The sequence below is a fragment of the Pseudomonas sp. P4795 genome (assembly GCF_048822895.1).
Taxonomy (GTDB): Bacteria; Pseudomonadota; Gammaproteobacteria; order Pseudomonadales; family Pseudomonadaceae; genus Aquipseudomonas.
Window position 1 is genome coordinate 252,910 of the sequence record NZ_JBMFBT010000001.1, and the last position, 24,564, is coordinate 277,473.

Genomic DNA, 24,564 nt, shown 5'->3' on the forward strand with positions numbered 1-24,564 from the left:
GCCGGGGAAACATGGACTGACACAACGTTGACTTCGATCACTGGCGCGCCCGGCGCCACTCTCTAACCTTGCGCTTCCATCGAATGCCACGGACGGCTCATCGGAGCCTGCGGCGGACCCACTCAAGGAAGAGCAAACATGCGACCACTCAACATTATTCTGCTGGCCTCGGCGTTCAACGGCCTGACCCAACGCGCCTGGCTGGAACTGCGCCAGGCCGGGCATTCGCCGAGCGTGGTGCTGTTCACCGACGAAGCCTCGGTGTGCGAACAGATTGAACACAGCGGCGCCGATCTGGTGATCTGCACGTTCCTCAAGGACCGCGTGCCGCATGCGTTGTGGAGCAATACCCAGCGGCCGGTGGTGATCATCCACCCGGGCATCGTCGGTGATCGTGGCGCGAGCGCACTGGACTGGGCGATCACCCGCGAACTGCCAAGCTGGGGCGTCACTGCCCTGCAAGCCGTGGAAGAAATGGACGCTGGCCCAGTTTGGGCGACCTGCGAATTCAATCTGCCGTCGGGACTGCGTAAATCCGAGCTGTACAACGGTCGGGTCAGTGACGCGGCGATGCTGTGCATTCGTGAGGTCGTGGAAAAGTTTATCGACGGCTTCGTACCGGTGGCGCTCGATTACACCGATCCCAAAGTGCGCGGACGTTTGCAGGCAAACATGAAGCAGGATGACCGCAGCTTCAGCTGGCACGACTGCTCGCGCTTCATCAAACGTTGCATCGATGCGGCGGATGGTCAGCCGGGCGTGCTGGCGAGTCTCGCAGGTGGCCAGTATTACCTGTATGACGCGCACCTCGACCAGCGCACCGGCATGCCCGGCGAAATTCTCGCAGTGCATGACGATGCAGTGCTGGTGGCGACCGGGGATCACAGCCTGTGGATCGGCTCACTGCGGCGCAAACCGCAACCCGGCGAAGAAACCTTCAAGCAACCGGCGCGGCATGTGTTGGCCGGGCATTTGTGTGGCGTGCCGGTGTTGGACTGGTCGATCGCCAGTCAGCCGTTCAGCGACGAGGCGTACCAACCGATCCGTTATCGCGAATCCGGCAAGGTCGGTGAGCTGACATTCGAGTTTTACAACGGTGCCATGAGCACCGAGCAGTGCCGGCGCATGGTTGACGCGCTGCGCTGGGCCAAGTCCCGCGACACCCAGGTGCTGCTGATCAAGGGCGGGCGTGGCAGCTTTTCCAACGGCGTACATTTGAATGTGATTCAAGCGGCGCAGGATCCGGGTGCTGAAGCCTGGGCGAATATTCAGGCGATTGACGACGTGTGTGCAGAGCTGCTGAGTGCGCGGCAACTGGTGGTCAGTGGTGTGACCGGCAATGCCGGCGCTGGCGGCGTGATGCTCGCGCTGGCCGCGGACATCGTGCTGGCCCGGGCCGATATCGTGCTCAACCCGCACTACAAGAGCATGGGCTTGTACGGTTCGGAATACTGGACCTACAGCCTGCCACGCGCGGTTGGCCCGGCGATGGCCGAACAGTTGACCCAGGCGTGTCTGCCGGTGAGCGCCAGTCAGGCGCAACTGCTGGGCATGGTTCAGGAAATCGGCCCGCGTTGCCCGGATGAGTTTGCCTTGTGGCTGCTGCAACGGGCGAATGGGGTGTTGACTGACCCGACGTATGCGCCGGTGCGCGAGCGCAAGGCGCGGGTCGATCAGGCGTTGATCGAGCAATGCCTGGAAGCCGAGCTGCAAGAGATGCAGGAGGACATGCTGTACAACCGCAATCAATTTGCCGAGAAGTGCCGGCACTTTGTTTACAAGCGCAAGGTGTGCGGGACGCCGGCGCGGTTGGTGGAGGATTGGGCGCGGGTGGATGTGGCTGAGTTGGCCAGTTAATCGGCGGCGTCTGCCTTGCCCCTCACCCTAGCCCTCCCGAAACGTCGGACCGCCCAAGGGAGAGGGAACCGACCGTGGTGTCTTGCGCCATACATCGACTTGAGAAAACCAATCGATTATGGATTCAGAGCAGAGCGCTCAAGTCGGTGTAAATCTTCAATATCCCCGGATCGGTCCCCTCTCCCCCTGGGAGAGGGCTAGGGTGAGGGTGCTTTTGCCCTACAATGCCCAACCCCCAGACACCGGCCCGCCCCATGGACATCGACCTCGCCCGCACCTTCCTCGAAATCGTCCGCCACGGCAGCCTTGCCGCCGCCGCCGAAAAGCTCTTCGTCACCCAGACCGCGATCACCGCGCGGGTGCAGAAACTCGAAAGCCAGTTAGGCAGCACGCTGTTCGTGCGCAATCGTGCCGGCGCACGCCTGACGCCCAACGGCGAAGCGTTCGTGGTCTACGCCAATCAGTTGGTACAGACCTGGGAAGCCGCACGCCGTGATCTGCCCCTGCCCGAGGGCTACGACAACGTGCTGCACATCGGCGGCGAAGTCAGTCTGTGCAACCCGTTGATGCTCAGTTGGGCCGCCGAACTGCGCGAGAAAATCCCCAGCCACGCCCTGCGCATGGAAGTGCGCGACGGCGAAAACCTGCTGCGTCAGCTCGAACTCGGCGTACTCGATGCGGCATTGGTGTATCAGCCGGAATACTGGCCGGGCCTGCAGGTCGAGCAAGTGCTGGAAGAGAAACTGATTCTGGTTCGAACCCCGAATCGTCCCGATCCTTACGTGTACATCGACTGGGGCCCGGACTTCCGTCGTCAGCACGACGCCGCAATGCCGGAAAAAGCCAAGGCAGCCTTGAGCTTCAACCTCGGCCCGCTGGCCCTGCAATACATTCTGGAGAACGGCGGCAGCGGCTATTTTCGCACCCGTGTCGTGCGCACTTATCTGGAAAGCGGCGCATTGGAAACCGTCACCAAAGCCCCGGAATTCGGCTACCCGACCTACCTCGTCTACTCCCGCGACCGTGATTCGGCGATCCTGCAACAGGCGTTCGATCTGCTGCGCGAGGTGATCAAGACCGATGACGACTGGTCGCAGCGCTGGAATCCGCTGAGCTGATCCGGTCGCCACAAACCGGAGCATGGCACTGCTGGCCTCAAGGTTGGTCCTGCACAAATGAGCGGATCGGCTACTCTGCCGGGATAACAACAATCTCTGCAGGTGAGCGCAGTGAGGCAGACCACCGAGGCATTTCGCAGCCGCTACCGAGCGGCGATCCATCCGCGCTACAACCCGTGGTTGCACGGCGTGTTCGTGCTGCTGTTCGGGGCGCTGGCGATTGGCGGGTTCTGGAGCAGCGTGCAGCAAGTGCGGGCGCTGGAATGGCTGACCGTGCCGCTGACCCTGCTGTTCTTCAACTTCGGCGTGTATGTGGTGCATCGTCATCTCGGCCATCACAAGAAGTCCTTCGCCAAACTGTTCTATGCGCGCCACGCCGGCGACCATCACAGCTTCTTCACCCCCGGCCACATGACCTACGACAGTGCGCGCGACTGGCGGGTGATTCTGTTCCCGGCGTGGCTGATTGTGCTGCACACACTGGTCATCACCCTGCCGCTGTGGTGGCTGCTCGCGCAGGTCAATGCCAACGTAGCCGGGCTGTTCGGCGGCTGTATGGTGCTTGGCTATCTGACTTACGAGGTGTTTCACGCCTGTGAGCATCTGCCGCCGCAGAACCCGCTGACGCGCCTGCCGTGGATTCGCGAGATGCGTCGTTTGCACGAGCTGCATCACCGGCGCGAGTGCATGCAGGAGCGCAACTTCAATATCGTTTTCCCGCTGATGGATTACCTGTTCGGCACCCTGTATTGGGAACCGGAGCCCGCCCCCCTGAACCTGTCGAGAACCCCCATGACGCGCATGCAGCACCAGATCGACATTGCCGGCGAGCCGATCGCCGTGCTCGCCTACGCCGCCAGCGTCAGTTGCTGGCCGCAGTGGCATCCGTCGTCATTGAAGATCGACGGCCCCGCCGGCCCGCTGCATGCCGGCGCACGTTTTGCAGAAGACATCCGTGCCGGTGGCCGCGATGGGCATTTGCGCTGGGAAGTCAGCGAATACCTGCCTGGCCGCCGCTGGTGCGCGCGGGCCAGAGGCGATCATGGCTTGTCGCTGCAGCTGACTTACGAATGTTCGGCCGAGGCCGGCGGCACGCGTTTCGTGCGCACGCTGGATTATCAATTCGACGGACTGGCCATGCGCATTGCCAATCGACTGTTGCTGAAAAAACGCATTGATCGCGAATCCAGCGCGTCGATGCTGGCCTTGCGCGATATGGCTGCGCAGCACCTGGCATCTGCGAGAGCCAGCGCATGAAACTACGCCATGGATGGGTGCTGCTGCTCGTAGTGATTCTGGGGTTTCTGCTGCTGATGCCGAGCAAAGTCGAGCCGGTGGCCTGGACGCCGCAACCGGCGCCGTCGCTGACTGAAGGCATTTACGCCGACAATCAACGGCTCAAGGCTGCGGCCAGGATTGGCCCCAGCGATATCGAAGGCCCGGAAGCATTGCTGCTCGAAGGCGACCTGCTGATCACCGGATTGCATGACGGCCGAGTGCTGCAAACCAGCCTCGACGGCACACAACGCAAAGTGCTGGCCGACACTGGCGGGCGGCCGCTGGGCATGGCCCGGCATCCCAACGGTTTGCTGGTAATCGCCGACGGGGTCAAGGGGTTGCTGTCGCTCGACGCCCAAGGCCAGGTCATCGCTTTGACCAAAGAAGCCGATGGCGTGCCGTTTGGTTTCACCGACGACGTGGTCATCGACAAGCCCGGGCATTACGCCTACTTCAGCGATGCATCGAGCCGCTGGGGTTACGGCCATGACGGCGAGGCGATCATCGAGCATGGCGGCGACGGGCGACTGCTGCGCTATGACTTTCAGACCGGTAAAACCAAGGTCTTGCTGGACAAGCTGGAGTTCGCCAACGGCGTGACCCTCGGCCCCGAGGACGCTTATGTACTGGTCAACGAAACTGGCGCCTACCGCATCAGCCGCTATTGGCTGACCGGGCCGAAAGCCGGGACGCATGACCTGTTCATCGACAACCTGCCGGGGCTGCCGGACAACCTTGCATTCAATGGTCGAGACCGGTTTTGGGTGGCACTGTATACGCCGCGCAACGCGTTGCTGGATCGCACGGCCGGGCATCCATTCGTACGCAAGGTGATGGTGCGGGCGATGACCGTGTTGCCGAAACCGGTGGAAAAGCGCGGGTTTGTGTTGGGGCTGGATTTGCAGGGCAAGGTGATTGCCAATCTGCAGGATGCTGGCGAGGGCAATTATTCGCCGATCACCACTGTTCGTGAGTATGGCGACTGGTTGTATCTGGGGTCTTTGAAGGCTACGCATATGGCGCGGGTGCCATTGGCCGGAGCCCTGAAGTGAACCCAGGGGATTTGTGTTGAATTGACTGTCGCCATCGCTAGCAGGCTAGCGATGGCGCCACCGATGGTCGGCGAATCAAGCGTCGGTCAGGCCTGAGCCTGCAATCGCTCGACGATCTCGTTCTTCACCGTCAGGCGTTTCTCTTTGAGCTTTTTCAGCGCGTCATCATCGGATTTGGCGTTCTCGGCGTCGACGACGTTCTTGTCGGCCTCGGAATACTTGTTGAGCAATGAATCCAGTCGTGGATCCTGGGTGCGTTTTTGCTGGATCTCTTCCTTCGTGCAACTCAAGTCCTGAAACAGGTCATGGGGAACCGGCATGTGACACCTCCGTCAGTTGATCGGGTGGCCAACGCGCTCGATTGCGCCAGCCACCTATGAGAATGGCCTCGGTTGACCGGTTCTGTCGACCTCCTGTCAGACCGACGGTGGCCGTTCGTCGCCCTGTCGTAAATGCGATAAAACCTTTGTCCGTGGCGATCCCTCCATTGAATAACGCTCACAAAAACCTGTGTGGAGAAATACTAATGGACGGATTCAACCTGCGTCATCTCGCCCTTGCAGTAGCCATGAGCTGCGGCATGGGCAGTGCCTTCGCCGCCACCGACAACGACTTTGTCGACAACGCTGCCGCTGGTGGTATCGCTGAGATCGAAACCAGCAAACTGGCACTGGAAAAGAGTGCCTCGGCGGACATCAAAGCGTTCGCCAATCAGATGATCACCGACCACAAAAAGGCCAACGCTGAACTGGCAGCTATTGCCAAGGCGCACGACATTGAAGTGCCGGACGAAACGACTCTGGTAAAGCAGGCCAAGGAAAAGATCCTGGATATGCGCGACGAGTCCTTCGATGCGGCCTATGCCAACAACCAGGTCATGGCGCACGAAGAAACCATCAAGCTGTTCAAGGAACAAGCCAATACCGTGACGGATGACAAGGTCAAAGGTGCTCCTGAGCTGAAAGCGTTCGCTCAGAAAATGCTGCCGGCGCTGGAGAAGCATCTGGCGCATGCGAAAGAGTTGCAGGCAAAACATCCAAGCAAGTAATGAGACCTTTTGCCCTCACCCTAACCCTCTCCCAAAGGTAGAGGGGACTGACTGTGTTGTTCAGGCGAAATTCATCGACCTGCAATTGCGAGGCGAGCTCAGGCTGTGACAAACACACGAATCGGCTCCCTTTCCCCCTCTCCCACTGGGAGAGGGCTGGGGTGAGGGGCAGGATTTCAGGAACGCCAAAAAATTCCGAACCCTTCACCCACAAAAAAGCCGCCCCCAAACGAGCGGCCCTGCCCGATCAACCCGACTTAACCCCCATCCGTATCAATATCCGCATCCGTCTCCTCCCCAGGCTTGGCCCGATCAGGCTTCGGCTCGAATCCCGGACTGAACTCATTGTCATTGTCCGTATGCTTGTTTTTCTGGTCCACTGCCGGATCCGCGATTTGCGGCTCTTCAGTGTCAATCGGCTGTTGCGGCGTTTGTTCGTTCATGGCCACCTCAATTCGAAAAAACAGGCGCGACTGAAAGCTGCCGCACCGTTAAGATTCGAAGCCTGATACCGCTGAAACGTTCAAAAGATCATCACCGGCAGCCACGCCGACTAAAGTTACCGGGCGTTGCTTGCGGCAGATCAAAAATATCCTCGCGAGAACGAACAACTATTTCGAGCGGCAAATGTCATTCACTTCGCGCCGGTGATTTTTTACTGAACCGGCCCCCCATTCGCTACGGAGCAACAGGCACATGGCAGCACTGCAGAACAGCACACTCGATGCGTTGAAAAACAAACAGACCCAACTCCTCAGCGAATGGACCAAAGGCCTTGGCGACAGCGGCGCCACGCGCAATCTGAAAGAACATGACATCCAGCTGCAAACCAGCGAATTCCTGCAGCTGGTGATCAGCGGACTGGAAAACGACAACGGCACCAACATCCATTCCCAAGGCTGGGAAGTGACGCGTCAGTTCCTCGAAAAACTGTCCCACAGCCGCGCCCTTCTCGGCCAGGATGCCAACCAGACCGCGAGCTTCATTTTTTCGTTGAAAGGCCCGCTGTTTGCGCTGCTGCAAGATCACTACAAAGATCAACCAGCCCTGCTCGGCGAACAATTGTGGGAGATGTCCGAGCTGCTCGACGCATTCGGCCTGCACACCATCCGCACCTTCCAGAAATCCCGTGAAGCGGTGATCAAGCGTCAGCAGGAAGAATTGCTCGAACTGTCGACCCCGGTGGTCAAACTGTGGGACGGCGTGCTCGCGCTGCCAATGATCGGCACACTCGATTCGCAACGCACCCAAGTGGTGATGGAGTCGCTGCTGCAACGCATCGTCGACACCGGTTCGGAAATCGCCATCATCGACATTACCGGCGTGCCGACCGTCGATACTCTGGTCGCGCAACACCTGCTGAAAACCGTGACCGCGATTCGTCTGATGGGTGCCGATTGCATCATCAGCGGCGTGCGTCCACAGATCGCGCAGACCATCGTGCACCTGGGTCTCGACCTGCAAGGCGTAGTAACCAAAGCCAACCTGGCTGACGCATTGAAACTGGCCCTGACCCGTCTGGGTATCAGCGTCACCAAATCGGTTTAAACCATGGAACGTATTCCGATTCTTCAGATGGGTGAGTTTCTGCTGGTGACCATTCAGGTCGACATGCATGACCAACTCGCCCTCACGTTGCAGGACGATCTGTCAGAGCGCATCAGCCGAACTTCGGCGCGCGGAGTGTTGATCGACATTTCGGCGCTGGACATGGTCGATTCATTCATCGGGCGGATGATCAGCACTATTTCTGGCCTGTCGCGCATCATGGATGCCCAGACCATGCTGGTCGGCATGCAGCCGGCGGTGGCGATCACGCTGGTCGAACTCGGCTTGACGTTACCAGGCGTGAGCACGGCGTTGAACGTCGAGCGTGGGATGAAGCTGCTGCGGGAACGAGTGAACCAGCAATGACCCTGCGCAGCAGCGGTACTCAGCCAATCAGCATTGAGCAAGACGTAGTACTGGCCCGCCAGACCGCACGCAAACTGGCGACCGAGTGCGGCATGCGTTTGATCGACCTGACCAAAATGGTCACCGCCGTCAGCGAGCTGGCGCGTAACACCATGGTCTACGGTGGCGGCGGCGATATGGATTGGGAGATTCATGATCGCGAGGACGATCACAAGGTCGGCCTGCGTCTGACCTTCCGCGACGAAGGTCCGGGCATCGCCGACATCAAACTGGCAATGACCGACGGCTGGACCTCCGGCAGCGGCATGGGCCTCGGGTTGACCGGCGCCAAGCGGCTGGTCGATGAATTCGAACTGGAGACCGAGCCCGGCAAAGGCACACGGATAACGATTACCCGATGGACATGAATATCAGCGGCAGCCTGACGCAAGTCTTGCGCATAGAAGACAGCAGCCAGATTGGCTACGCCCGGCGCACCGCGCAGCAGCTTGCAGAGTTGCATGGCTTCGACGAACGCGATGCCGGCCGCGTGGCGCTGGTAGCAACGGAACTGGCGAGCAATCTGATCAAACACGCCGGCCATGGCGAAATTCACTTGCGGGCTTTAAAGCGCCTGGATGGATTCGGCATCGAAATGCTCGCCGTCGATCGCGCCCAGGGGTTCGATCTCGACGCGTGCCTTGCCGATGGTTTTTCCACGGGCGGCACGCAAGGAATCGGCCTTGGCGCCGTGTCGCGTCAGGCTGAAGTGTTTGACGTCTACGCCGACCAGCGTGGCGCGGTACTGCTGGCGCGTCTGTATCCGCGCAGCGATCGCCAACCGGATATGCCGTATGGTGTCAGTCAGCATTCGCTGCATGACGATCCGGCATGCGGTGATGTCTGGCATTTGGCGTATAACAACGGGAGCATCAGCGCTCTGGTGGTCGACGGTCTCGGTCATGGCGAGGACGCTGAACGCGCCGCGCGTGCCGGCGAGCGTGCCTTTGCCCTGACGCCGTTTGCCGAACCGACGGTGCTGATGGAAGACATGCACCGCGAGATGATCGGCAGTCGCGGCGGCGCGGTGGCATTTGCCCAGTTCGATGGCGCGCGTGATCAGCTGATTTTCGCCGGCGTCGGCAACATTGGTGCAAGCCTGATCGCCGCTGACAAGTCCCGAGGGTTAGCCTCGCACCCGGGGATCGTCGGCGGGCAATACCGCAAAGCGCGGCCTTTTGATTATGCTCACGTGAACGGACACTTATTGATCATGTACAGCGACGGGTTGCAGTCCCGCTGGAATCTTCAAGACTACCCTGGCCTGGTGCATCGCCACCCCGCCGTGGTAGCCAGCGTTTTGCATCGCGACTTCTGTCGCGGGCGCGACGATGTGACGGTACTGGTGGTTGCTCTGGAGGCCGCCCATGGCTGAATCGCCAACCTTGAGCAATGCCGAGCAAACGGCACTGATCGCGCAGTTGCAGGCCGAGACGGCGTCATTGCGCGAGGAACTCGATGAAACCAATCAGGGTGTTCTGGCCTTGTATGCCGAACTCGATGCACAGGCTGATGAACTGCGTGAAGCCTCGGATCTGAAAAGCCGTTTCCTGTCGTACATGAGCCACGAATTCCGCACGCCGCTGGGCTCCATCCTGAGCATCAACAGCCTGCTCGCAGATGAAATAGACGGGCCGCTCAGCCCCGAGCAGCACAAGCAGGTGGCGTTCGTCAGCACTGCCGCCCGGGAGCTGAGCGACATGGTCGATGACTTGCTCGATCTGGCGAAAATCGAGGCGGGTCGCATCAGTATTTCTCCGGCCTGGTTCGACATGTTCGACCTGTTCGCCGCCTTGCGCGGGATGTTTCGCCCGATTGTCGACGCGACCGCTGTAGATCTGATTTTCGAAGAACCGGTCGGCCTGCCGCGCCTCTATACCGATGACAAGAAGCTCGCGCAGATCCTGCGTAACTTCATTTCCAACTCGCTGAAATTCACCACGCGCGGCGAAGTGCGGGTTTCGGCGCGTCTGGAATGCGAGGGCAAGATCCGCTTTGCCGTCAGTGATACCGGCATCGGCATCGCGCCCGAATTGCATGGCGCGTTGTTCGAGGACTTTTCCCAGGTCGACTCACCGTTGCAAAAACGCCTGCGCGGCACAGGCCTCGGTCTGTCGCTGTGCAAACGCTTTGCCGAGCTGCTCGGTGGCGAAGTCGGGCTGAACAGCCAGCCCGGCGTCGGTTCGACTTTCTTTGTGATCATTCCATTGGCCATCGCCAAGGAGTCCGACGATGAAACGTGACATTCGTCTGTTGATCGTCGACGACAACGTCGCCACCCGCTACGCCTTGCGCCGGCGCCTGGAAGGGCACAGCTATGTCGTGCTGGAAGCCGGCACCGGTGGCGAAGGCCTGGCTCAGATTGAAAGTGAACAGATCGACGCGCTGATCCTCGACGTCAATCTGCCGGACATGAGCGGTTTCGACATCGTGCGCAAGTTGCGCGCCGATCCCGCCACCGCCCTGCTCCCGGTGATTCATGTCTCGGCGGCGTCGATCCAGACCGGCGACATCATCACCGGGCTGGACGCAGGCGCCGATGCCTACCTGATTCACCCGATCGACCCTGAAGTGCTGTTGGCAACCCTGCGCACGCTGCTGCGGGTGCGTGACACCGAAAATGCCCTGCGCGAGAGTGAGGCACGGTTTCGCGAGATTTTCGCCAACATCTCCGCGCCGATTGCGGTGCTTGATGCCAGCCTCAAGGTGCACGAGTGCAATCATGCTTTCGCGCAACTGATTCAGGACAACCGTGATTCGCAAACCCTCAGCGAATGCTTTGCCGAGGATCAAGGTGCAATCCTCGACGAATTACGCTTGCGGCTGGTTGAAGGCGAGCGCTGGAAAGGCACGCTGAACATGCGCGTGCAGGGCGAGATCCGCGAAACCGAGTGGCAGATTTCACCTTACCGGACCCCGGAGCTGAGCCTGGTATTCGTCGAGGATGTCACCGAGCACCGCCATCGCGAACGTTCGCACCTGGCGCAACTGGATGACACCACTTCACAACTGGCGCGTGCCGAATCGCAGTTGCTGCAAGTGCAGAAAATGGACGCACTGGGCAAGCTCACCGGCGGCATCGCCCACGACTTCAACAACATGCTGACCGGGATCATCACCAGTCTGGAGCTGATCCAGAAGCGTGCAGCCGACGGGCGCACCGAGAAGATCGGGTTTTATGCCAAGGCTGCCCTGAGTTCAGCGACCAGCGCCGCTTCTCTGACTCACCGTTTGCTGGCGTTCGCCCGGCAACAACCGCTCGACACCCGCCCGGTGGACATCAACCAGCACGTCCGGTCGCTGGAAGAGTTGCTGGAACGCACGATTGGCGAACGCATCGCGCTGAAACTGGAGCTGACCAGTAAATCGGCGATTGCCCTCGTCGACCCGGTGCAACTGGAAAGTGCGGTGCTGAATCTGGTGATCAACGCCCGCGATGCATTGCCCCAGGGCGGCAATATCTGGCTCAGCACCTACGCCGCCTACTCCCACGGCGACCCGAATCTGGCAGATGGCGCTTATGTGGCGGTGTCAGTGCGCGATGACGGCACCGGCATCGAACACAACGTGATCGACAAGGTATTCGACCCGTTTTTCACCACCAAACCGCTGGGCCAGGGCACTGGCCTGGGCTTGTCGACGATCTACGGCTTCGCCCGTCAGTCCGGCGGCGATGCGCATATCCGCAGCGTGGCCCGGCGCGGAACTGAAGTGACGATCATGTTGCCGGCCACCTCAGACCCGACCGCTGCAGACGTCACGCCAGCATCTGTCGATCCGCAAGGTTCGGGTGAACATGTTCTGATTGTCGAGGACATGCCGGCGGTGCGGCTGTTCGTGACGGAAGTGCTGGAGGATGCCGGTTATCGTTGCACTCAGGCTGGCGATATAGAAACGGCGCTGGAGCGCTTGCAGAACGACCCGTCGATCAACCTGTTGCTGACCGATGTTGGACTGCCGCGCATGAGTGGCCGTGAACTGGCGGACGTGGCGCGTGGCTGGCGCGAGGCGTTGCCGATCCTGTTCATGACCGGGTATGCCGAGACGGCGATCAATCGTCAGGTGTTTCTTGGCAGCGGGATGGACATGCTGGTCAAGCCGTTTCAGATCAGCGAACTGCTGGACAAGGTGCGCCGCACACTCGACGGCGCCTGAGATCAAAAGATCGCAGCCTTCGGCAGCTCCTACAGGATTTGCTTTACACACGATCCCTGTAGGAGCTGCGGCACGCTGCGATCTTTTGATCTTCATCTCAAGGCACGAGCAAGAAACGGCGCGGTGCGGCTGTTCTTGCTCGCCGCAACCTTCTGCGGAGTCCCCGCCACCACAATTCTGCCGCCCTGATCCCCCGCCCCCGGGCCGATATCGATGACCCAGTCACTCTGCGCAACCACGCGCATTTCATGCTCGACCACCACCACCGTGTGTCCCGCCGTGACCAGCGTATCGAGTTGCTCCAGCAGCCGATCAACATCGCGCGGATGCAATCCGGTGGTCGGCTCATCCAACACATACAAAGTTGCGCCACGCTGATTGCGTTGCAGCTCAGTGGCCAGTTTGATCCGTTGCGCCTCGCCGCCGGACAGCTCGGTGGCCGGTTGTCCCAGACGCAAATAGCCGAGGCCGATATCGCGCAGCACTTCCAGTGAACGGCGAATTCCCGGTTGCTCGGCGAACACTTCCACCGCTTGATCCACGGTCAGTTGTAGCACTTGGGCAATGCTCAAGCCCTGCCACTGGATCGCAAGCGTTTCGGGGTTGTAGCGCGCCCCGTGACAGGTCGAACACGGCGCGTACACGCTCGGCATGAACAGCAACTCGACACTGACAAAACCTTCGCCCTCACAGGTCGGGCAACGACCCTTGGCGACGTTGAAGGAAAACTGCCCGGCGTCATATCCCGCCTCACGCGCTTCAGGCGTGGCGGCGAACAGTTTGCGCACGTTATCGAACAGGCCGGTGTAGGTCGCCAGATTGGAACGCGGTGTGCGGCCAATCGGTTTCTGATCGACCTGCACCAGCCGTTTGATCGACTCCAGTCCCGCCGCGACCAGTCCGGTACTGGCCTGCGGGGTGTCGTCTTCCAGATTGAGTTCTTCCGGCTCTGGCTCATTGGCGCCCCGGCCAAGGTGCGCACCCACCAATTCCAGCAGCGCCTGGCTGACCAGACTCGACTTGCCCGAACCCGACACGCCAGTCACCGAGGTGAAACAGCCCAGCGGGAATTCGGCACTGAGGTTGTTGAGGTTATTGCGCGTCACGCCCTCGAGTTTCAGCCAGCCCGAAGCCTTGCGCGCGGTGCGTGGCTGGCGCCGTGCTTCTGCGAACAGGTAGGCGCGAGTCTGCGATGACTCGATCTCGGCCAACCCGGCGGGCGGGCCGCTGTACAGAATCTGCCCGCCGTGTTCGCCGGCCGCCGGGCCAACATCGATCAACCAGTCGGCGCGGCGCATGGTTTCCACATCGTGCTCGACCACGAACACGCTGTTGCCGTCCGCCTTGAGCCGCTGCAACGCCTCGAACAATGCCTCGCCATCGGCCGGATGCAGGCCGGCGGAAGGTTCATCCAGCACATAGATCACGCCAAACAACTGCGAACCCAATTGCGTGGCCAGACGCAGCCGTTGCAACTCGCCGGACGATAAAGTCGGCGTGCTGCGTTCCAGCGCCAGATACCCCAGCCCCAAGTCAGTCAGAGTGCTCACGCGCTCCAGCAGATCTTGCGCGATACGCTGCGCTGCGATGCGTTTTTCCAGTGAGAGGTTTGGCGTATGGCGCGCGTCCGGCGCATTCGCGTGCGCGCTGGCGCCATGGGCCACGCGTTGCTGACGGGCCGCGCGGGTTTGCTGATGGCTGAGGGTTTCACCGGTTTCTTCGGCGTGATCGAGGTAATGTTCATCGGCCACCGGCTGCAACACCTGCGCCACTTGCAGCAACGGCATCTGCGACAACTCGCCGATGTCGTAGCCGGCGAAGGTCACCGACAGCGCCTCGCGTTTCAGGCGCTTGCCGTCACACAGCGGGCACGGACTACCGAGCATGAACTGCGAGACGCGCTTCTTCATCAGCGCGCTTTGCGAATGGGTAAACGTATGCAGGATGTAGCGCCGGGCGCCGGTGAAGGTGCCTTGGTAACTCGGTTCCATTTTGCGCTTGAGGGCGACGCGGGTTTCTTCCGGGGTCAGTCCTGCGTACACCGGCACAGTCGGGGTTTCTTCGGTGAACAGGATCCAGTCGCGCTGCTTTTTCGGCAGTTTGCGCCACGGGATATCGACGTCGATGCCCATGGTTACAAGGATGTCGCGCAGGTTCTGGCCCTGCCACGCCAGAGGCCACGACGCGACGGCGCGTTGGCGGATGGTCAGTTCGGGATCGGGCACCATCAGTGCTTCGGTGACTTCATAGACCCGGCCCAACCCGTGGCAATCCGGGCACGCGCCTTGTGGGGTATTCGGCGAAAAATCCTCGGCGTAGAGCATCGGCTGACCCGGCGGATAACTGCCGGCGCGCGAGTAGAGCATGCGGATCAGGCTCGACAGCGTGGTGACGCTGCCCACCGACGAGCGTGTGCTCGGCGTACCGCGTTGCTGTTGCAACGCTACCGCTGGCGGCAGACCATCGATGGAGTCGACATCCGGCACACCGACCTGATCAATCAGTCGCCGCGCGTACGGCGCCACCGATTCGAAATAGCGCCGCTGCGCCTCTGCATACACCGTCGAAAACGCCAGCGATGACTTGCCGGACCCCGACACGCCGGTGAACACCACCAGTGCATCGCGGGGAATGTCGACATCGACGTTCTTCAGATTATGTTCACGGGCACCGCGCACCCGAACCATGCCGGCGGCGGAATTGGAGCTGCGCTTGGAAGTCATCGGCCCTGCCTTGTTTGCGAGATTGAAAGCACTTTCCAGAGTGTGCACATTACTGTGGCGAGGGAGCTTGCTCCCTCGCCACAAAAGCCCCCCACTGACGGTGTAAATTAATTACTCAACACCGTGCGGATCATTTGCAGCAAACCTTCCGGGCCGTAGGGTTTACCGAGCAAGTGGGTATCGGGGCTGAGCTGGTGGTTGCGCGAGATGATGTCGCGGGTGTGGCCGGAGGTGAACAGCACCGGTACCGGCGGCTTTTGCACTTTGGCCCATGCGGCCAGGTCGGAGCTTTTGATCAGACCGGGCATGACTACATCGGTGAAAATCAAATCGACTGCGGTGCCCTCAAGCAACATCTGCATCGCCGCATCGCCATGGCCGGCGGTCAGCACTTGATAGCCTTCTTCGCGCAACAACTCCACGGCTGACGCGCGCACCGCGTCGTTGTCCTCGACCACCAGGATGGTTTCATTGCCGCCACCCAGCGCAGACTCAAAGTTGCTGGCATCATCGAGCACCGCGCGCAGACTGCGGGGAAAGTACAACTGCACCCGCGTGCCTTGACCGAGCTGACTGTCGATCTCGACGTGCCCGCCACTTTGTTTGACGAAACCAAAGACCATGCTCAAACCGAGGCCCGTACCCTGGCCGTCCGCCTTGGTGGTGAAGAACGGTTCGAACACTTGCTCAAGCAAATGCGCGGCAATGCCGACTCCGGAATCGCTGACTGAAACCCGTACGAAATCTCCCGGTACCAGGCCTTTGCCGGCACAAAAAGTTTGATCCAGTGTGGTGTTCGCAGCACCGAGGACAATCGTGCCCTCGCCTTGCATCGCGTCGCGGGCGTTGATAGCCAGATTGAGAATGGCGTTTTCCAGTTGGTTGCGGTCGACATTGATGTGCCACGGCTCATGCGGCAATTGCACGTCGATCTGAATGGTCTCGCCCAGCGCCCGTTGCAGCAGTTCGCCGACGCCGTCGAAGATCTGTCTGGGATTGCACACCGCCGGCGACAACGGCTGACGCCGGGCAAACGCCAGCAGTTGCGAAGACAGTTTGGCGCCGCGTTCGACCGCCGCCAGCGACGCGCTGACCCGGCGTTGCACGTTGACGTTCTCCGGCTCATGCCGCGCCAGCAGGTGCAGGTTGCCGGCGATCACTTGCAGCAGATTATTGAAGTCATGCGCGACGCCGCCAGTCAGGCCGCCGATGGCTTCGAGTTTCTGCGACTGACGCAAGCGCTCTTCGGCAGCCAGTCGCGCTGTCACCTCATCGGAAACTCGTTGTTCGAGGTTGCGGGTGAATTTGAGCAGCGATTCTTCGGCGCTTTTCCGTTCGTGAATGTCGATCAACACCCCGGGAAACCGGAACGCCCGCCCCTGTTCATCGAACTCGCAGGCACCACTGGCAAGCACCCACCGACAACTGCCATCCGGGCGCAGCACGCGGTATTCCGCGTTATAGGGCTCTGCGGTGCGCAGCGACCGCGCGATACATTCCTGCACCCAATTTCGATCGTCCGCATGAATCCGCGATTCAGCGATGTGTTGCGGCAGGTTCGCCAGGTCCTGCTCCGGAGGATAGGAGAACGTGCGCGCAAAGCGTTCATCGGCCGACAGCACATTGTTTCTGATGTCCCAGACGAAAGAACCGATCAAGGCCCCGGCATTCAGCGCCAGCCGCACTCGCTCATTGTCCGCTCGATAGGCGTCCTCGGCCGCCTGGCGCAGGCGCTCGGACAACACCAGCTCGGTGGTCTCCACCACCATCGCCATAACCCCGGCCGGTTGCCCGAGATCATTGGCCACCGGGCTGTAATACAGATCCATCCACACGTCTTCGGGGACACCGTTGCGTAGCAACACCAACTCTTTGCTGCGGAAAGACAGCGTGCCGCCAGCCAGACAGGTATCCACCACATGCCGGTTGAACTCGGCGACTTCCGGCCAGCCCAATTCCACCGGCACACCGAGCAGATACGGGTGACGGCCACCGGCGAATTCCGAATAGGCGTCGTTGTAAATCATGTAGCCGGCGCGGCCCCAGAGCATGACCATCGGCAGCGGCGAGGCGAGCATCAACTGCACCGTGCTGCACAAGCTCGCCGGCCAGTTATCGAGCGGCCCCAGATCCGTGCCGCTCCAGTCGAACGCACGGATGCGCCCGGCCATCTCGCCTTTCTAGCCATCACACCCATGGCTTTCGGATAAAAACTGCATCGACTGATTCAACGCCTTGTGGTTTGCCCGATCAATTGCTACGCCCAGCGACGCCGCGCCTGTGTGTTTCGAGCATCAAGCGCGCTAATGGTTTCATCGCAGACATAGTCGAATTCGCACCGTCCGACGCGCAGGCCTCGATCAGATGCTTGAGTGGATGGTAGCTGGTCTGGAGTTTGGCGGCGATGTCGAGGATCGACCGTCAGAGATGCGGCGCTGGATTGGAGGCCTTGCTCATTGCGAGCGTGGGCACACACTGAAAAAGGGGGGAGTCTGTCCCCCCTCGATAGCAGTCAGTCGGTGCCGTACTTCGGCGAGCGTGGCCCGTACAGCAGGCCCGCAGGATGCCCGGCCGACAGCAGGCGATTGCTCGCCACACCGGCAATCGGGTAGCCAGCATCGGTGGAGCTGTTGATGATCTGCTTCACCGCTGCGGTGATCAGCATGCCGATCAGGCCGCCACCACCGTTGTTGCCGCCCTCTTCGCTCGATGCGCGGGCTGCACCGGTCCACAGCGTGGTGCCGGTTTTCAGGTCGACCAGTTTGGCTGTGGCGGTCACAGCCGTTTCGCTGCTGATCACCATATAGCGCGTGCCGTATTCACTCACGGTGATGTACAGCGCGGCGTCGGCACCAAAGATTTCCTGCAACTTGTTGGCCGGTGCCTGATGAATATCGTCAGGTGTGGTAAGACCGTTCTGGCGGAATGTCTCGTCAACCAGCGTGATCGGCAGCACGTAGTAACCAGCCTCGGCCAGCGGATACGTCACTTGCGACAGCAGGCTGTAAGACGCCTTGACGTCCGGCGAGGTGTTCAGCGGCGGCAGCACCAGAATGCTCTTCGGCCGCACTTGTTTGTATGCCGAATAGTCCACGGTCTTGGGTTTGACACAGCCACCCAGAACCGCCAGCGCCAAAACGCCGACCAGCAGTTTCACTGCACGCGGGATCATTTGGCTTCTCCGGTCTTGGCGTTTTTGAGCAGGAAATCCATGTACGTGCCGGACTCCGGGAACAAGGTCTTTTCGGTGCGCAACTGCTGCACCATCTGATCGTCCTTGCCCATGCTCAGGTACAGCAGACCGAGGTGCGCGTGGTAACCCGGCGGCACCGCTTTGCCACTGGCGCGGATCTTTTGCAGATCGGCTTCGAGTGCTTCGGCCTGGGCCTCTTTCGGCGTTTCGCTTTTGAAGTATTCGTAGACTTGCGGCTGGTAGCCTTCCCACTGATACAGGGTTTGCGGGCTGCTGCAACCGGCCAGCAAGGCGCTGGCGGCCAGCGTCAGGGCCATAAGCGGCCGCGACAGAGAAAAATTCATGGGTAGTTGCTCCTTGCGATGGGCGTCGATCAGTTGCCCGGTTTCCAGGCACCGGCGTTCATGCCATCAACCAGACGATTGATCGCCTCGCGCATGGCCAGATCCAGTACTTTGCCGTTGAGGGTAGAGTCGTATGCAGCGGTGCCGCCGAAGCCGATGACTTCGCGGTTGGACAAGGCGTATTCGCCGGCGCCCTGAGTCGAATACACCACTTCGGAAGTGCTGATGTTGACGATGTTCAGGTTGACCTTGGCGTAAGCGATCTGGGTCTTGCCACGGCCAAGAATGCCGAACAACTGATGATCGCCGATCTCTTTGCGGCCGAACTCGGTGACATCACCGGTGACCACATAGTCGGCGCCCTTCAGACGCTGGGCCTGGCCCTTGATCGCGGCCTCCTGCTGGATCTCGCCCATGTTGTCGCGATCCAGCACCGAGAAGCGGTTGGTCTGCTGCAAGTGCGTGATCAGGATGGTCTTGGCCTGGCCGCCGAGACGGTCGACGCCATCAGAAAAGATCCCGCGCATGTAGCTCGAACGGTTATCGAACTTGCCCACGGCCATCGGCACGCGAACACCGGTCCAGACCTGAGAGGCGCTTTCCACTTTGGCTACCGGCAGCGCGCGGGAGCTTTCGGTGGCGCAACCGGCAAGCGTACCGGCAAGAGTGCCGAGGACGGCAATCGCAACGCCCGAGACCAACATCCGGGAGATCATTCTCACTGTGCATTCCTTTTGAAAATTCTGTGCATCCGGGCGCGGCAATGCGCTGGGAGGACGCGAAACGGCGCGCATTATGCCAAAGTGCCAGCATTGATGACAGATTTTTTTGACGCCATTGGATTGGCATCGCAGATACCTCTGTTGAGATACATCCGCAAGAAACTGCTGCTCCCACAGGGGGAACTGGGTACATCTGGCAGAGACTGGTCGGCTATAAGGCCGCCATCGCTGGCAAGCCAGCTCCCACAGGTTCTTGCATGTACGACCCATGCGGCGCAGCCGCCCCACTCAACGATGAGCGTTAGCTCGAGTACCGCTCTTGATCTCGAGCGCCCGTCGGCAGGCTGAGTGGAGGGATTGATCCGGGGGTGGGAGCGCAGCGACCGTTTGGCGCAGCCAAACACATCGAGAGGAGGTGCAGCGAAGCAAACCGGAGGCGATGCCCCCCGGAACAATCCCGGAGCGAAGGAACCCGAGCCCCAGCGAGGGCCGAACGTCAGGGTAAAGCCTTTTGGGTTACCTTTTCGCTGGGCCGGCATCCCGGCGTCTGGAAAAGGTGACCCGCCGTCAGGGCGAAACCCCAAGCAGCCATAACCGCAACAACGGATATGTACTCAAGAAGTGATCACGTCAGTGGAAATCGCGACTACGCACATGAACGCCATCCAGCATCGAACTCAAATCACTCATGCGTCCAGCAATCAAGTGCCGAACTTCACCCTGTCGTTCCCAGCGCCCATCGACCCTGAGCAATTGCGACCCCACCAGCACCTGCCGCTGACGCTCGGCCAGATCACGCCAGACCACCACATTGACGTTACCGAACTCGTCCTCCAGCGTCACGAAAGTCACGCCACTCGCAGTCCCGGGCCGTTGGCGCCCGGTGACCAACCCGGCGATGCTCACTGGCCGCCCATGCTCGACTTCCAGCAACTCGCGCGAACTGCGACAGCGCAGCTTGCGTAACTGTTCGCGCAGCAGCGCCAGTGGATGCGGCCCCAGCGTGGTGCCAATGGTCGCGTAATCGGCATACAGATCTTCGCCGACACTCGGCTTGGGCAACGCTACGTCAGGCTCTTCCTGACTCGGCAAACCTTCGAACAGGCCGAGTTGTTTCTGCACCCCGGCCACTTCCCAGCGCGCCTGATGGCGATGCCCGGCCAAGCCGCGCAAGGCGCCGGAATCCGCCAACAACGCCTGCGCCCGGCTATCCAGCCCGGCCCGCGCCCCCAGATCGGCAACATCGGCAAACGCCCCGCGCGCCCGTGCAGCCTCAATACGCAAGGCATCGTCCTCACGAAAGCCTTTGATCATGCGCAGGCCCATGCGGATCGCCGGTTGCGCGCCGGCAATCGGTTCGAGGCTGCAATCCCAATCGCTGGCACGCACGTCCACCGCACGAATCTGCAAATGATGCCGCCGCGCGTCCTGCAGAATCTGATCCGGGCTGTAAAAACCCATCGGCCAACTGTTGATCAGCGCACAGGCGAACGCCGCCGGTTCGTGGCATTTGAGCCAGCAACTGGCATAAGTCAGCAAGGCGAAACTGGCGGCGTGGGATTCGGGAAAGCCATAACTGCCAAAGCCCTTGATCTGCTCGAAGATCTGCGCGGCGAATTCTGCGGTGTAGCAGTTTTTCTGCATGCCGGCGGCCAGTCTCACCTTGTGCGGCTCCAGCCCGCCGTGGCGCTTCCATGCAGCCATCGAACGGCGCAACTGGTCGGCCTCGCCGGGACTGTAGTCCGCCGCGACGATGGCGATCTGCATCACCTGTTCCTGAAACAGCGGCACGCCGAGGGTGCGTTTCAACACCACTTCAAGTGCTGGCGAGGGGTAGATTTCAGGTTCGATCTTGTCGCGTCGGCGCAGATACGGATGCACCATCCCGCCCTGAATCGGTCCCGGCCGGACGATGGCCACCTGGATCACCAGATCGTAGAACTCTTTAGGACGCAAGCGCGGCAGCATCGACATCTGCGCCCGTGACTCGATCTGGAACACGCCCACCGTGTCGGCGCGACTGATCATCTCGTAGGTAGGGCGGTCTTCGGGCGGGATCGTCGCCAGAGTCAGGTTCTGATTGCGATGACGGCGCAGCAAATCGAAACAGCGACGGATCGCGCTGAGCATGCCGAGGGCCAGAATATCGACTTTGAGCAGGCCGACCGCGTCGAGGTCGTCCTTGTCCCACTGAATGATGGTGCGTTCGGCCATCGCGGCGTTCTCCACCGGCACCAAGGTGTCCAGCGGCTGCTCGGAAATCACGAAACCGCCGGGGTGCTGTGACAGGTGCCGTGGGAAACCGATCAGTTGCCCGGTCAGGCTCAGCACCCGCCGCAACACCGGGCTTTCCGGGTCGAAACCGCCCTCGATCAAGCGATCGACGGGCGGGGTTTCATCGCTCCAGTGCCCGCAGCAATCGGCCAGCGCATTGATCTGATCCGGCGGCAGGCCCAGCGCCTTGGCCACGTCGCGCACCGCACCGGCGGCGTGATAGGTGCTGACCACCGCCGTCAGCGCCGCGCGCCCCCGGCCATAGCGACGGAACACGTATTGCAGGACTTCTTCGCGGCGTTCGTGTTCGAAGTCGACGTCGATGTCCGGCGGTTCATTGCTCTCTTTAGACATGAAACGTTCGAACAACAGCGTGGTGCGATCCGGGTCGATTTCGGTGATGCCCAAGGCAAAACACACCGCCGAGTTGGCTGCCGAACCGCGGCCCTGACACAGGATGTTCTGGTCACGTGCAAACTTCACCACATCGTGCACGGTGAGGAAGTAGCTTTCGTAGCCGAGCTCGGCGATCAGCGCCAGTTCGTTGTCGATTTGCGTCAGCACCTCGGCTTTGACGCCTTTCTCCCAGCGCCAGGCGATGCCTTCTTCTGTCAGATGCCGCAACCATGAACTGGCACTGTGGCCTTCAGGCACCAGTTCTTTGGGGTATTGATAACGCAACTGGCTCAGATCGAAAGTGCAGCGCCGCGCCAGCGTCACCGACTCTGCGAGTAACGCTGGCGGATACAGCTCTTGCAATACTTCAAGGCTGCGCAGATGCCGCTCGCCATTCGGATGCAGGCGCAACCCGGCCTCGGCCACCGGCAAGTGATGGCGGATCGCAGTCATGGTGTCCTGCAAGGCACGCCGGCCCCGGGCGTGCATGTGCACATCGCCACTGGCCACCGGGGTAATGCCCAACTCACTGGCCAGATTCAACAACGCCGCCAGCCGCCGATGATCGTCCTGCCCGCGATGCATCTGCACCGCCAGCCACAGGCGCTCGCCGAAGGTCTGTTGCAGCCAGCGGCCTTCTTCAATGTCATCGACCGTGTCCGGCACCCACAGCACCAGCAGCCCCGGCAACGCCTGACTGAAATCTTCGCGCAGCACCTGATACTGGCCCTTCTGCGTACGCCGCCGGGCGCGGGTGATCAAGCCGCACAGTGCTTGATAGCCTTCGAGGTTTTCCACCAGCAGCAGTTTCGGGCCGTTTTCGATGCGGATTTCACTGCCGATGATCAGCGGCAACTTCACCGATTTCGCCGCTTGCCAGGCACGAACGATGCCGGCCAAGGTGCATTCATCGGTGATCGCCAAGGCTTGATAGCCATGCTTTTTCGCCCGTTGAAACAACTCCAGCGCACTCGAAGCGCCGCGCTGGAAGCTGAAGTTCGACAAGCAATGCAGTTCGGCATATCCCTCATTCATGCGAACCAGCCCTGCAGCCACAACGGGCCGCCCTCACCCACCGCGCGGTAGGCCCAGCCTTGCTGGCCGGCGCGGTTCTGGATCAGGTAATAATCGCGGCGCACATCGTCACCGTCCCACCAGCCGGACTCGATACGCTCCGGCCCCATGAGAATCCGCGCCGAACCGTCGGGTACGGTTTTCGGCTCGCCGAGCAGCCAGCCCGGACGATAAACACCCGGCAACGGATTGCAGGGCTGTTTGTCATCGGCGCTCTGCCACGCACATTCGGGGCGATGATCCGCCTGAAAGCGTAAGCCCTGCACCGCTTCATCGCCGAGCCGCGCACGCAAGCGCTCACGCAATTGCTCCCAAGGCAAGGTCTGCTGCGGGCGGTCGTCGAACAGTTCCTGAAACTGCGGCACGAAACTCGGCAGATCCTCCGCACGCAAGCGAAACCCGCGTACCGGCGCCTCGACCTGCACTTGCTCCAGGCGTCCGCGCGCCAGTTCGAAGAGCATCGCCGGATCACGCTCGGCGCTGAGCAGGCCGACCTTGACCAGCGTGTCCGGCAGCCCGGCGTGTTCCAGATGCAAGTCGAAGCGCTGCACGCCGCTGTCGCGCCCGCAGAGGAACGCTGACAGATCGGAGGTCAAACGACGTAACGGAAACAGCAGCGCCTGGTGCGATTGCACGTCGAAATTCAGTTCGATGCGCACATCAAAGCGGTCCGGTGGCAGATAGAACGCCAAGGCCTGCGGACGCGCGCCGAACAAGGTGTCGAGGTGCTTGAGCACCTGTGCCTCGAAACGCCGCGCCAGCGCCTGACGCGGCAGGTTCTGTACCTGACTGAGGTTGCGCAGGCCCATGCGCGACAGCGCGGTGGCCACGTTCGGTTCCAGCCCCACGCGGTCAATCGGCAACTGCCCGAGGTGATGCTGCAACGCCTCGCCGTCGGGCACCACCAAGCCGTCATAGGCGTTGGCCAAAACCCGCGCCGCCACCGGATTGGGCGCAGCGACGATACGATGACGGAAACCCAGTTCAGTCAGTTCACTGCGCAGCCGCGCTTCAAGCTGCGCCCACGAGCCAAACAGCCCAAGGCTGGATTCGATTTCAAACACCACCGCACGCGGGTAATGCACGCTGACCTGCGCGCTGAAACCGTAGACCCAGGCCGCGAGAAACTGTTGCCAGTGGCCGACCTCGGCCACGTCGTAATCGGCGGTGACAAAACCTTTGCTCATGGATTGCGCGGCGGTCATCGACTGGCCGGGACGCAGCCCGAGCTTGCGCGCTGATGCATTCACCGCTTGCAACACCCGACGCTGGGCCGGGCCGCTGAGCAGTACCAACGGCTCATCGGGATCGGAACGCTGACGCAATACCGCGTCGAGCGCCAATTGCGGGAACACAATACACACCCAGCGCATGACG

20 protein-coding genes are annotated in these 24,564 nt (G+C 61.0%); 11 read left to right on the forward strand and 9 right to left on the reverse strand.

Annotated features, from left to right (window positions below; genetic code table 11):
• Positions 1 to 138 precede the first annotated feature (138 nt).
• The 4 genes from ACOI8A_RS01070 to ACOI8A_RS01085 all read left to right on the forward strand — a co-directional run bounded on the left by ACOI8A_RS01070 (position 139) and on the right by ACOI8A_RS01085 (position 5,305).
• A complete protein-coding gene (locus ACOI8A_RS01070; RefSeq protein WP_420649176.1) occupies positions 139 to 1,857 on the forward strand; it encodes an enoyl-CoA hydratase-related protein in 1,719 nt (572 codons plus the stop codon).
• Positions 1,858 to 2,111: 254 nt separating this feature from the next.
• The gene (locus tag ACOI8A_RS01075; RefSeq protein ID WP_420651243.1) at positions 2,112 to 2,975 is read left to right on the forward strand and encodes a LysR family transcriptional regulator; all 864 of its coding nucleotides are present in this window, start codon (positions 2,112 to 2,114) and stop codon (positions 2,973 to 2,975) included.
• Between the two features lie 111 nt (positions 2,976 to 3,086).
• Positions 3,087 to 4,232 (forward strand): sterol desaturase/SRPBCC family protein, encoded by a 1,146-nt coding sequence (locus ACOI8A_RS01080; protein ID WP_420649178.1) that lies wholly within the window; start codon positions 3,087 to 3,089, stop codon positions 4,230 to 4,232.
• Positions 4,229 to 5,305 (forward strand): SMP-30/gluconolactonase/LRE family protein, encoded by a 1,077-nt coding sequence (locus ACOI8A_RS01085; protein WP_420649179.1) that lies wholly within the window; start codon positions 4,229 to 4,231, stop codon positions 5,303 to 5,305. The genes ACOI8A_RS01080 and ACOI8A_RS01085 overlap by 4 nt, the downstream gene beginning before the upstream one ends.
• 86 nt (positions 5,306 to 5,391) lie before the next feature.
• Here ACOI8A_RS01085 and ACOI8A_RS01090 read toward each other — a convergent pair whose 3' ends face one another.
• Entirely contained in the window at positions 5,392 to 5,625 is a 234-nt protein-coding gene (locus tag ACOI8A_RS01090; RefSeq protein WP_420649180.1) for a hypothetical protein, read from the reverse strand.
• Between the two features lie 206 nt (positions 5,626 to 5,831).
• Between ACOI8A_RS01090 and ACOI8A_RS01095 the strand changes: the two genes are divergently transcribed.
• Entirely contained in the window at positions 5,832 to 6,353 is a 522-nt protein-coding gene (locus ACOI8A_RS01095; protein WP_420649181.1) for a DUF4142 domain-containing protein, read from the forward strand.
• A gap of 257 nt (positions 6,354 to 6,610) precedes the next feature.
• On the opposite strand, the gene ACOI8A_RS01100 is transcribed toward ACOI8A_RS01095, so the two are convergent.
• A complete protein-coding gene (locus tag ACOI8A_RS01100) occupies positions 6,611 to 6,796 on the reverse strand; it encodes a hypothetical protein (protein WP_420649182.1) in 186 nt (61 codons plus the stop codon).
• 253 nt (positions 6,797 to 7,049) lie between these two features.
• Here ACOI8A_RS01100 and ACOI8A_RS01105 point away from each other — a divergent pair, with 253 nt between their 5' ends.
• The 6 genes from ACOI8A_RS01105 to ACOI8A_RS01130 are packed head-to-tail and all read left to right on the forward strand — an operon-like array spanning position 7,050 to position 12,461.
• The gene (locus tag ACOI8A_RS01105; protein ID WP_420651244.1) at positions 7,050 to 7,901 is read left to right on the forward strand and encodes an STAS domain-containing protein; all 852 of its coding nucleotides are present in this window, start codon (positions 7,050 to 7,052) and stop codon (positions 7,899 to 7,901) included.
• 3 nt (positions 7,902 to 7,904) lie between these two features.
• A complete protein-coding gene (locus ACOI8A_RS01110) occupies positions 7,905 to 8,267 on the forward strand; it encodes an STAS domain-containing protein (protein ID WP_420649184.1) in 363 nt (120 codons plus the stop codon).
• Complete coding sequence (locus ACOI8A_RS01115; protein ID WP_420649185.1) at positions 8,264 to 8,674, forward strand: anti-sigma regulatory factor; 411 nt, start codon at positions 8,264 to 8,266, stop codon at positions 8,672 to 8,674. The genes ACOI8A_RS01110 and ACOI8A_RS01115 overlap by 4 nt, the downstream gene beginning before the upstream one ends.
• A complete protein-coding gene (locus ACOI8A_RS01120) occupies positions 8,671 to 9,681 on the forward strand; it encodes an ATP-binding protein (protein WP_420649216.1) in 1,011 nt (336 codons plus the stop codon). The genes ACOI8A_RS01115 and ACOI8A_RS01120 overlap by 4 nt, the downstream gene beginning before the upstream one ends.
• On the forward strand, positions 9,674 to 10,549 hold the full coding sequence (locus ACOI8A_RS01125; protein WP_420649186.1) for a sensor histidine kinase: 876 nt from the start codon (positions 9,674 to 9,676) through the stop codon (positions 10,547 to 10,549). The genes ACOI8A_RS01120 and ACOI8A_RS01125 overlap by 8 nt, the downstream gene beginning before the upstream one ends.
• Positions 10,539 to 12,461: a response regulator gene (locus ACOI8A_RS01130; protein ID WP_420649187.1), complete on the forward strand. Its 1,923-nt coding sequence runs from the start codon at positions 10,539 to 10,541 to the stop codon at positions 12,459 to 12,461. The genes ACOI8A_RS01125 and ACOI8A_RS01130 overlap by 11 nt, the downstream gene beginning before the upstream one ends.
• A 92-nt stretch (positions 12,462 to 12,553) precedes the next feature.
• Here the strand turns inward: ACOI8A_RS01130 and ACOI8A_RS01135 are convergent, their stop codons facing one another.
• The 7 genes from ACOI8A_RS01135 to ACOI8A_RS01165 form a co-directional block, all read right to left on the reverse strand.
• Positions 12,554 to 15,184: an excinuclease ABC subunit A gene (locus tag ACOI8A_RS01135; protein WP_420651245.1), complete on the reverse strand. Its 2,631-nt coding sequence runs from the start codon at positions 15,182 to 15,184 to the stop codon at positions 12,554 to 12,556.
• Between the two features lie 107 nt (positions 15,185 to 15,291).
• Complete coding sequence (locus ACOI8A_RS01140; RefSeq protein WP_420649189.1) at positions 15,292 to 17,355, reverse strand: ATP-binding protein; 2,064 nt, start codon at positions 17,353 to 17,355, stop codon at positions 15,292 to 15,294.
• Between the two features lie 341 nt (positions 17,356 to 17,696).
• Positions 17,697 to 18,356 (reverse strand): DUF799 domain-containing protein, encoded by a 660-nt coding sequence (locus ACOI8A_RS01145; RefSeq protein WP_420649190.1) that lies wholly within the window; start codon positions 18,354 to 18,356, stop codon positions 17,697 to 17,699.
• Positions 18,353 to 18,721, reverse strand: a complete 369-nt coding sequence (locus tag ACOI8A_RS01150; protein WP_420649191.1) for a DUF4810 domain-containing protein — start codon at positions 18,719 to 18,721, stop codon at positions 18,353 to 18,355. Before ACOI8A_RS01150 ends, ACOI8A_RS01145 begins: the two co-directional genes overlap by 4 nt.
• 29 nt (positions 18,722 to 18,750) lie before the next feature.
• A complete protein-coding gene (locus ACOI8A_RS01155) occupies positions 18,751 to 19,437 on the reverse strand; it encodes a CsgG/HfaB family protein (protein ID WP_420649217.1) in 687 nt (228 codons plus the stop codon).
• Positions 19,438 to 20,073: 636 nt separating this feature from the next.
• Positions 20,074 to 23,148 carry an error-prone DNA polymerase gene (locus tag ACOI8A_RS01160; RefSeq protein ID WP_420651246.1) on the reverse strand — a complete coding sequence of 1,025 codons (3,075 nt, stop codon included), beginning with the start codon at positions 23,146 to 23,148 and terminating at the stop codon, positions 20,074 to 20,076.
• Positions 23,145 to 24,560, reverse strand: coding sequence for a Y-family DNA polymerase (locus ACOI8A_RS01165; protein ID WP_420649193.1), 1,416 nt, complete (start codon positions 24,558 to 24,560; stop codon positions 23,145 to 23,147). The genes ACOI8A_RS01160 and ACOI8A_RS01165 overlap by 4 nt, the downstream gene beginning before the upstream one ends.
• Positions 24,561 to 24,564: the final 4 nt, after the last annotated feature.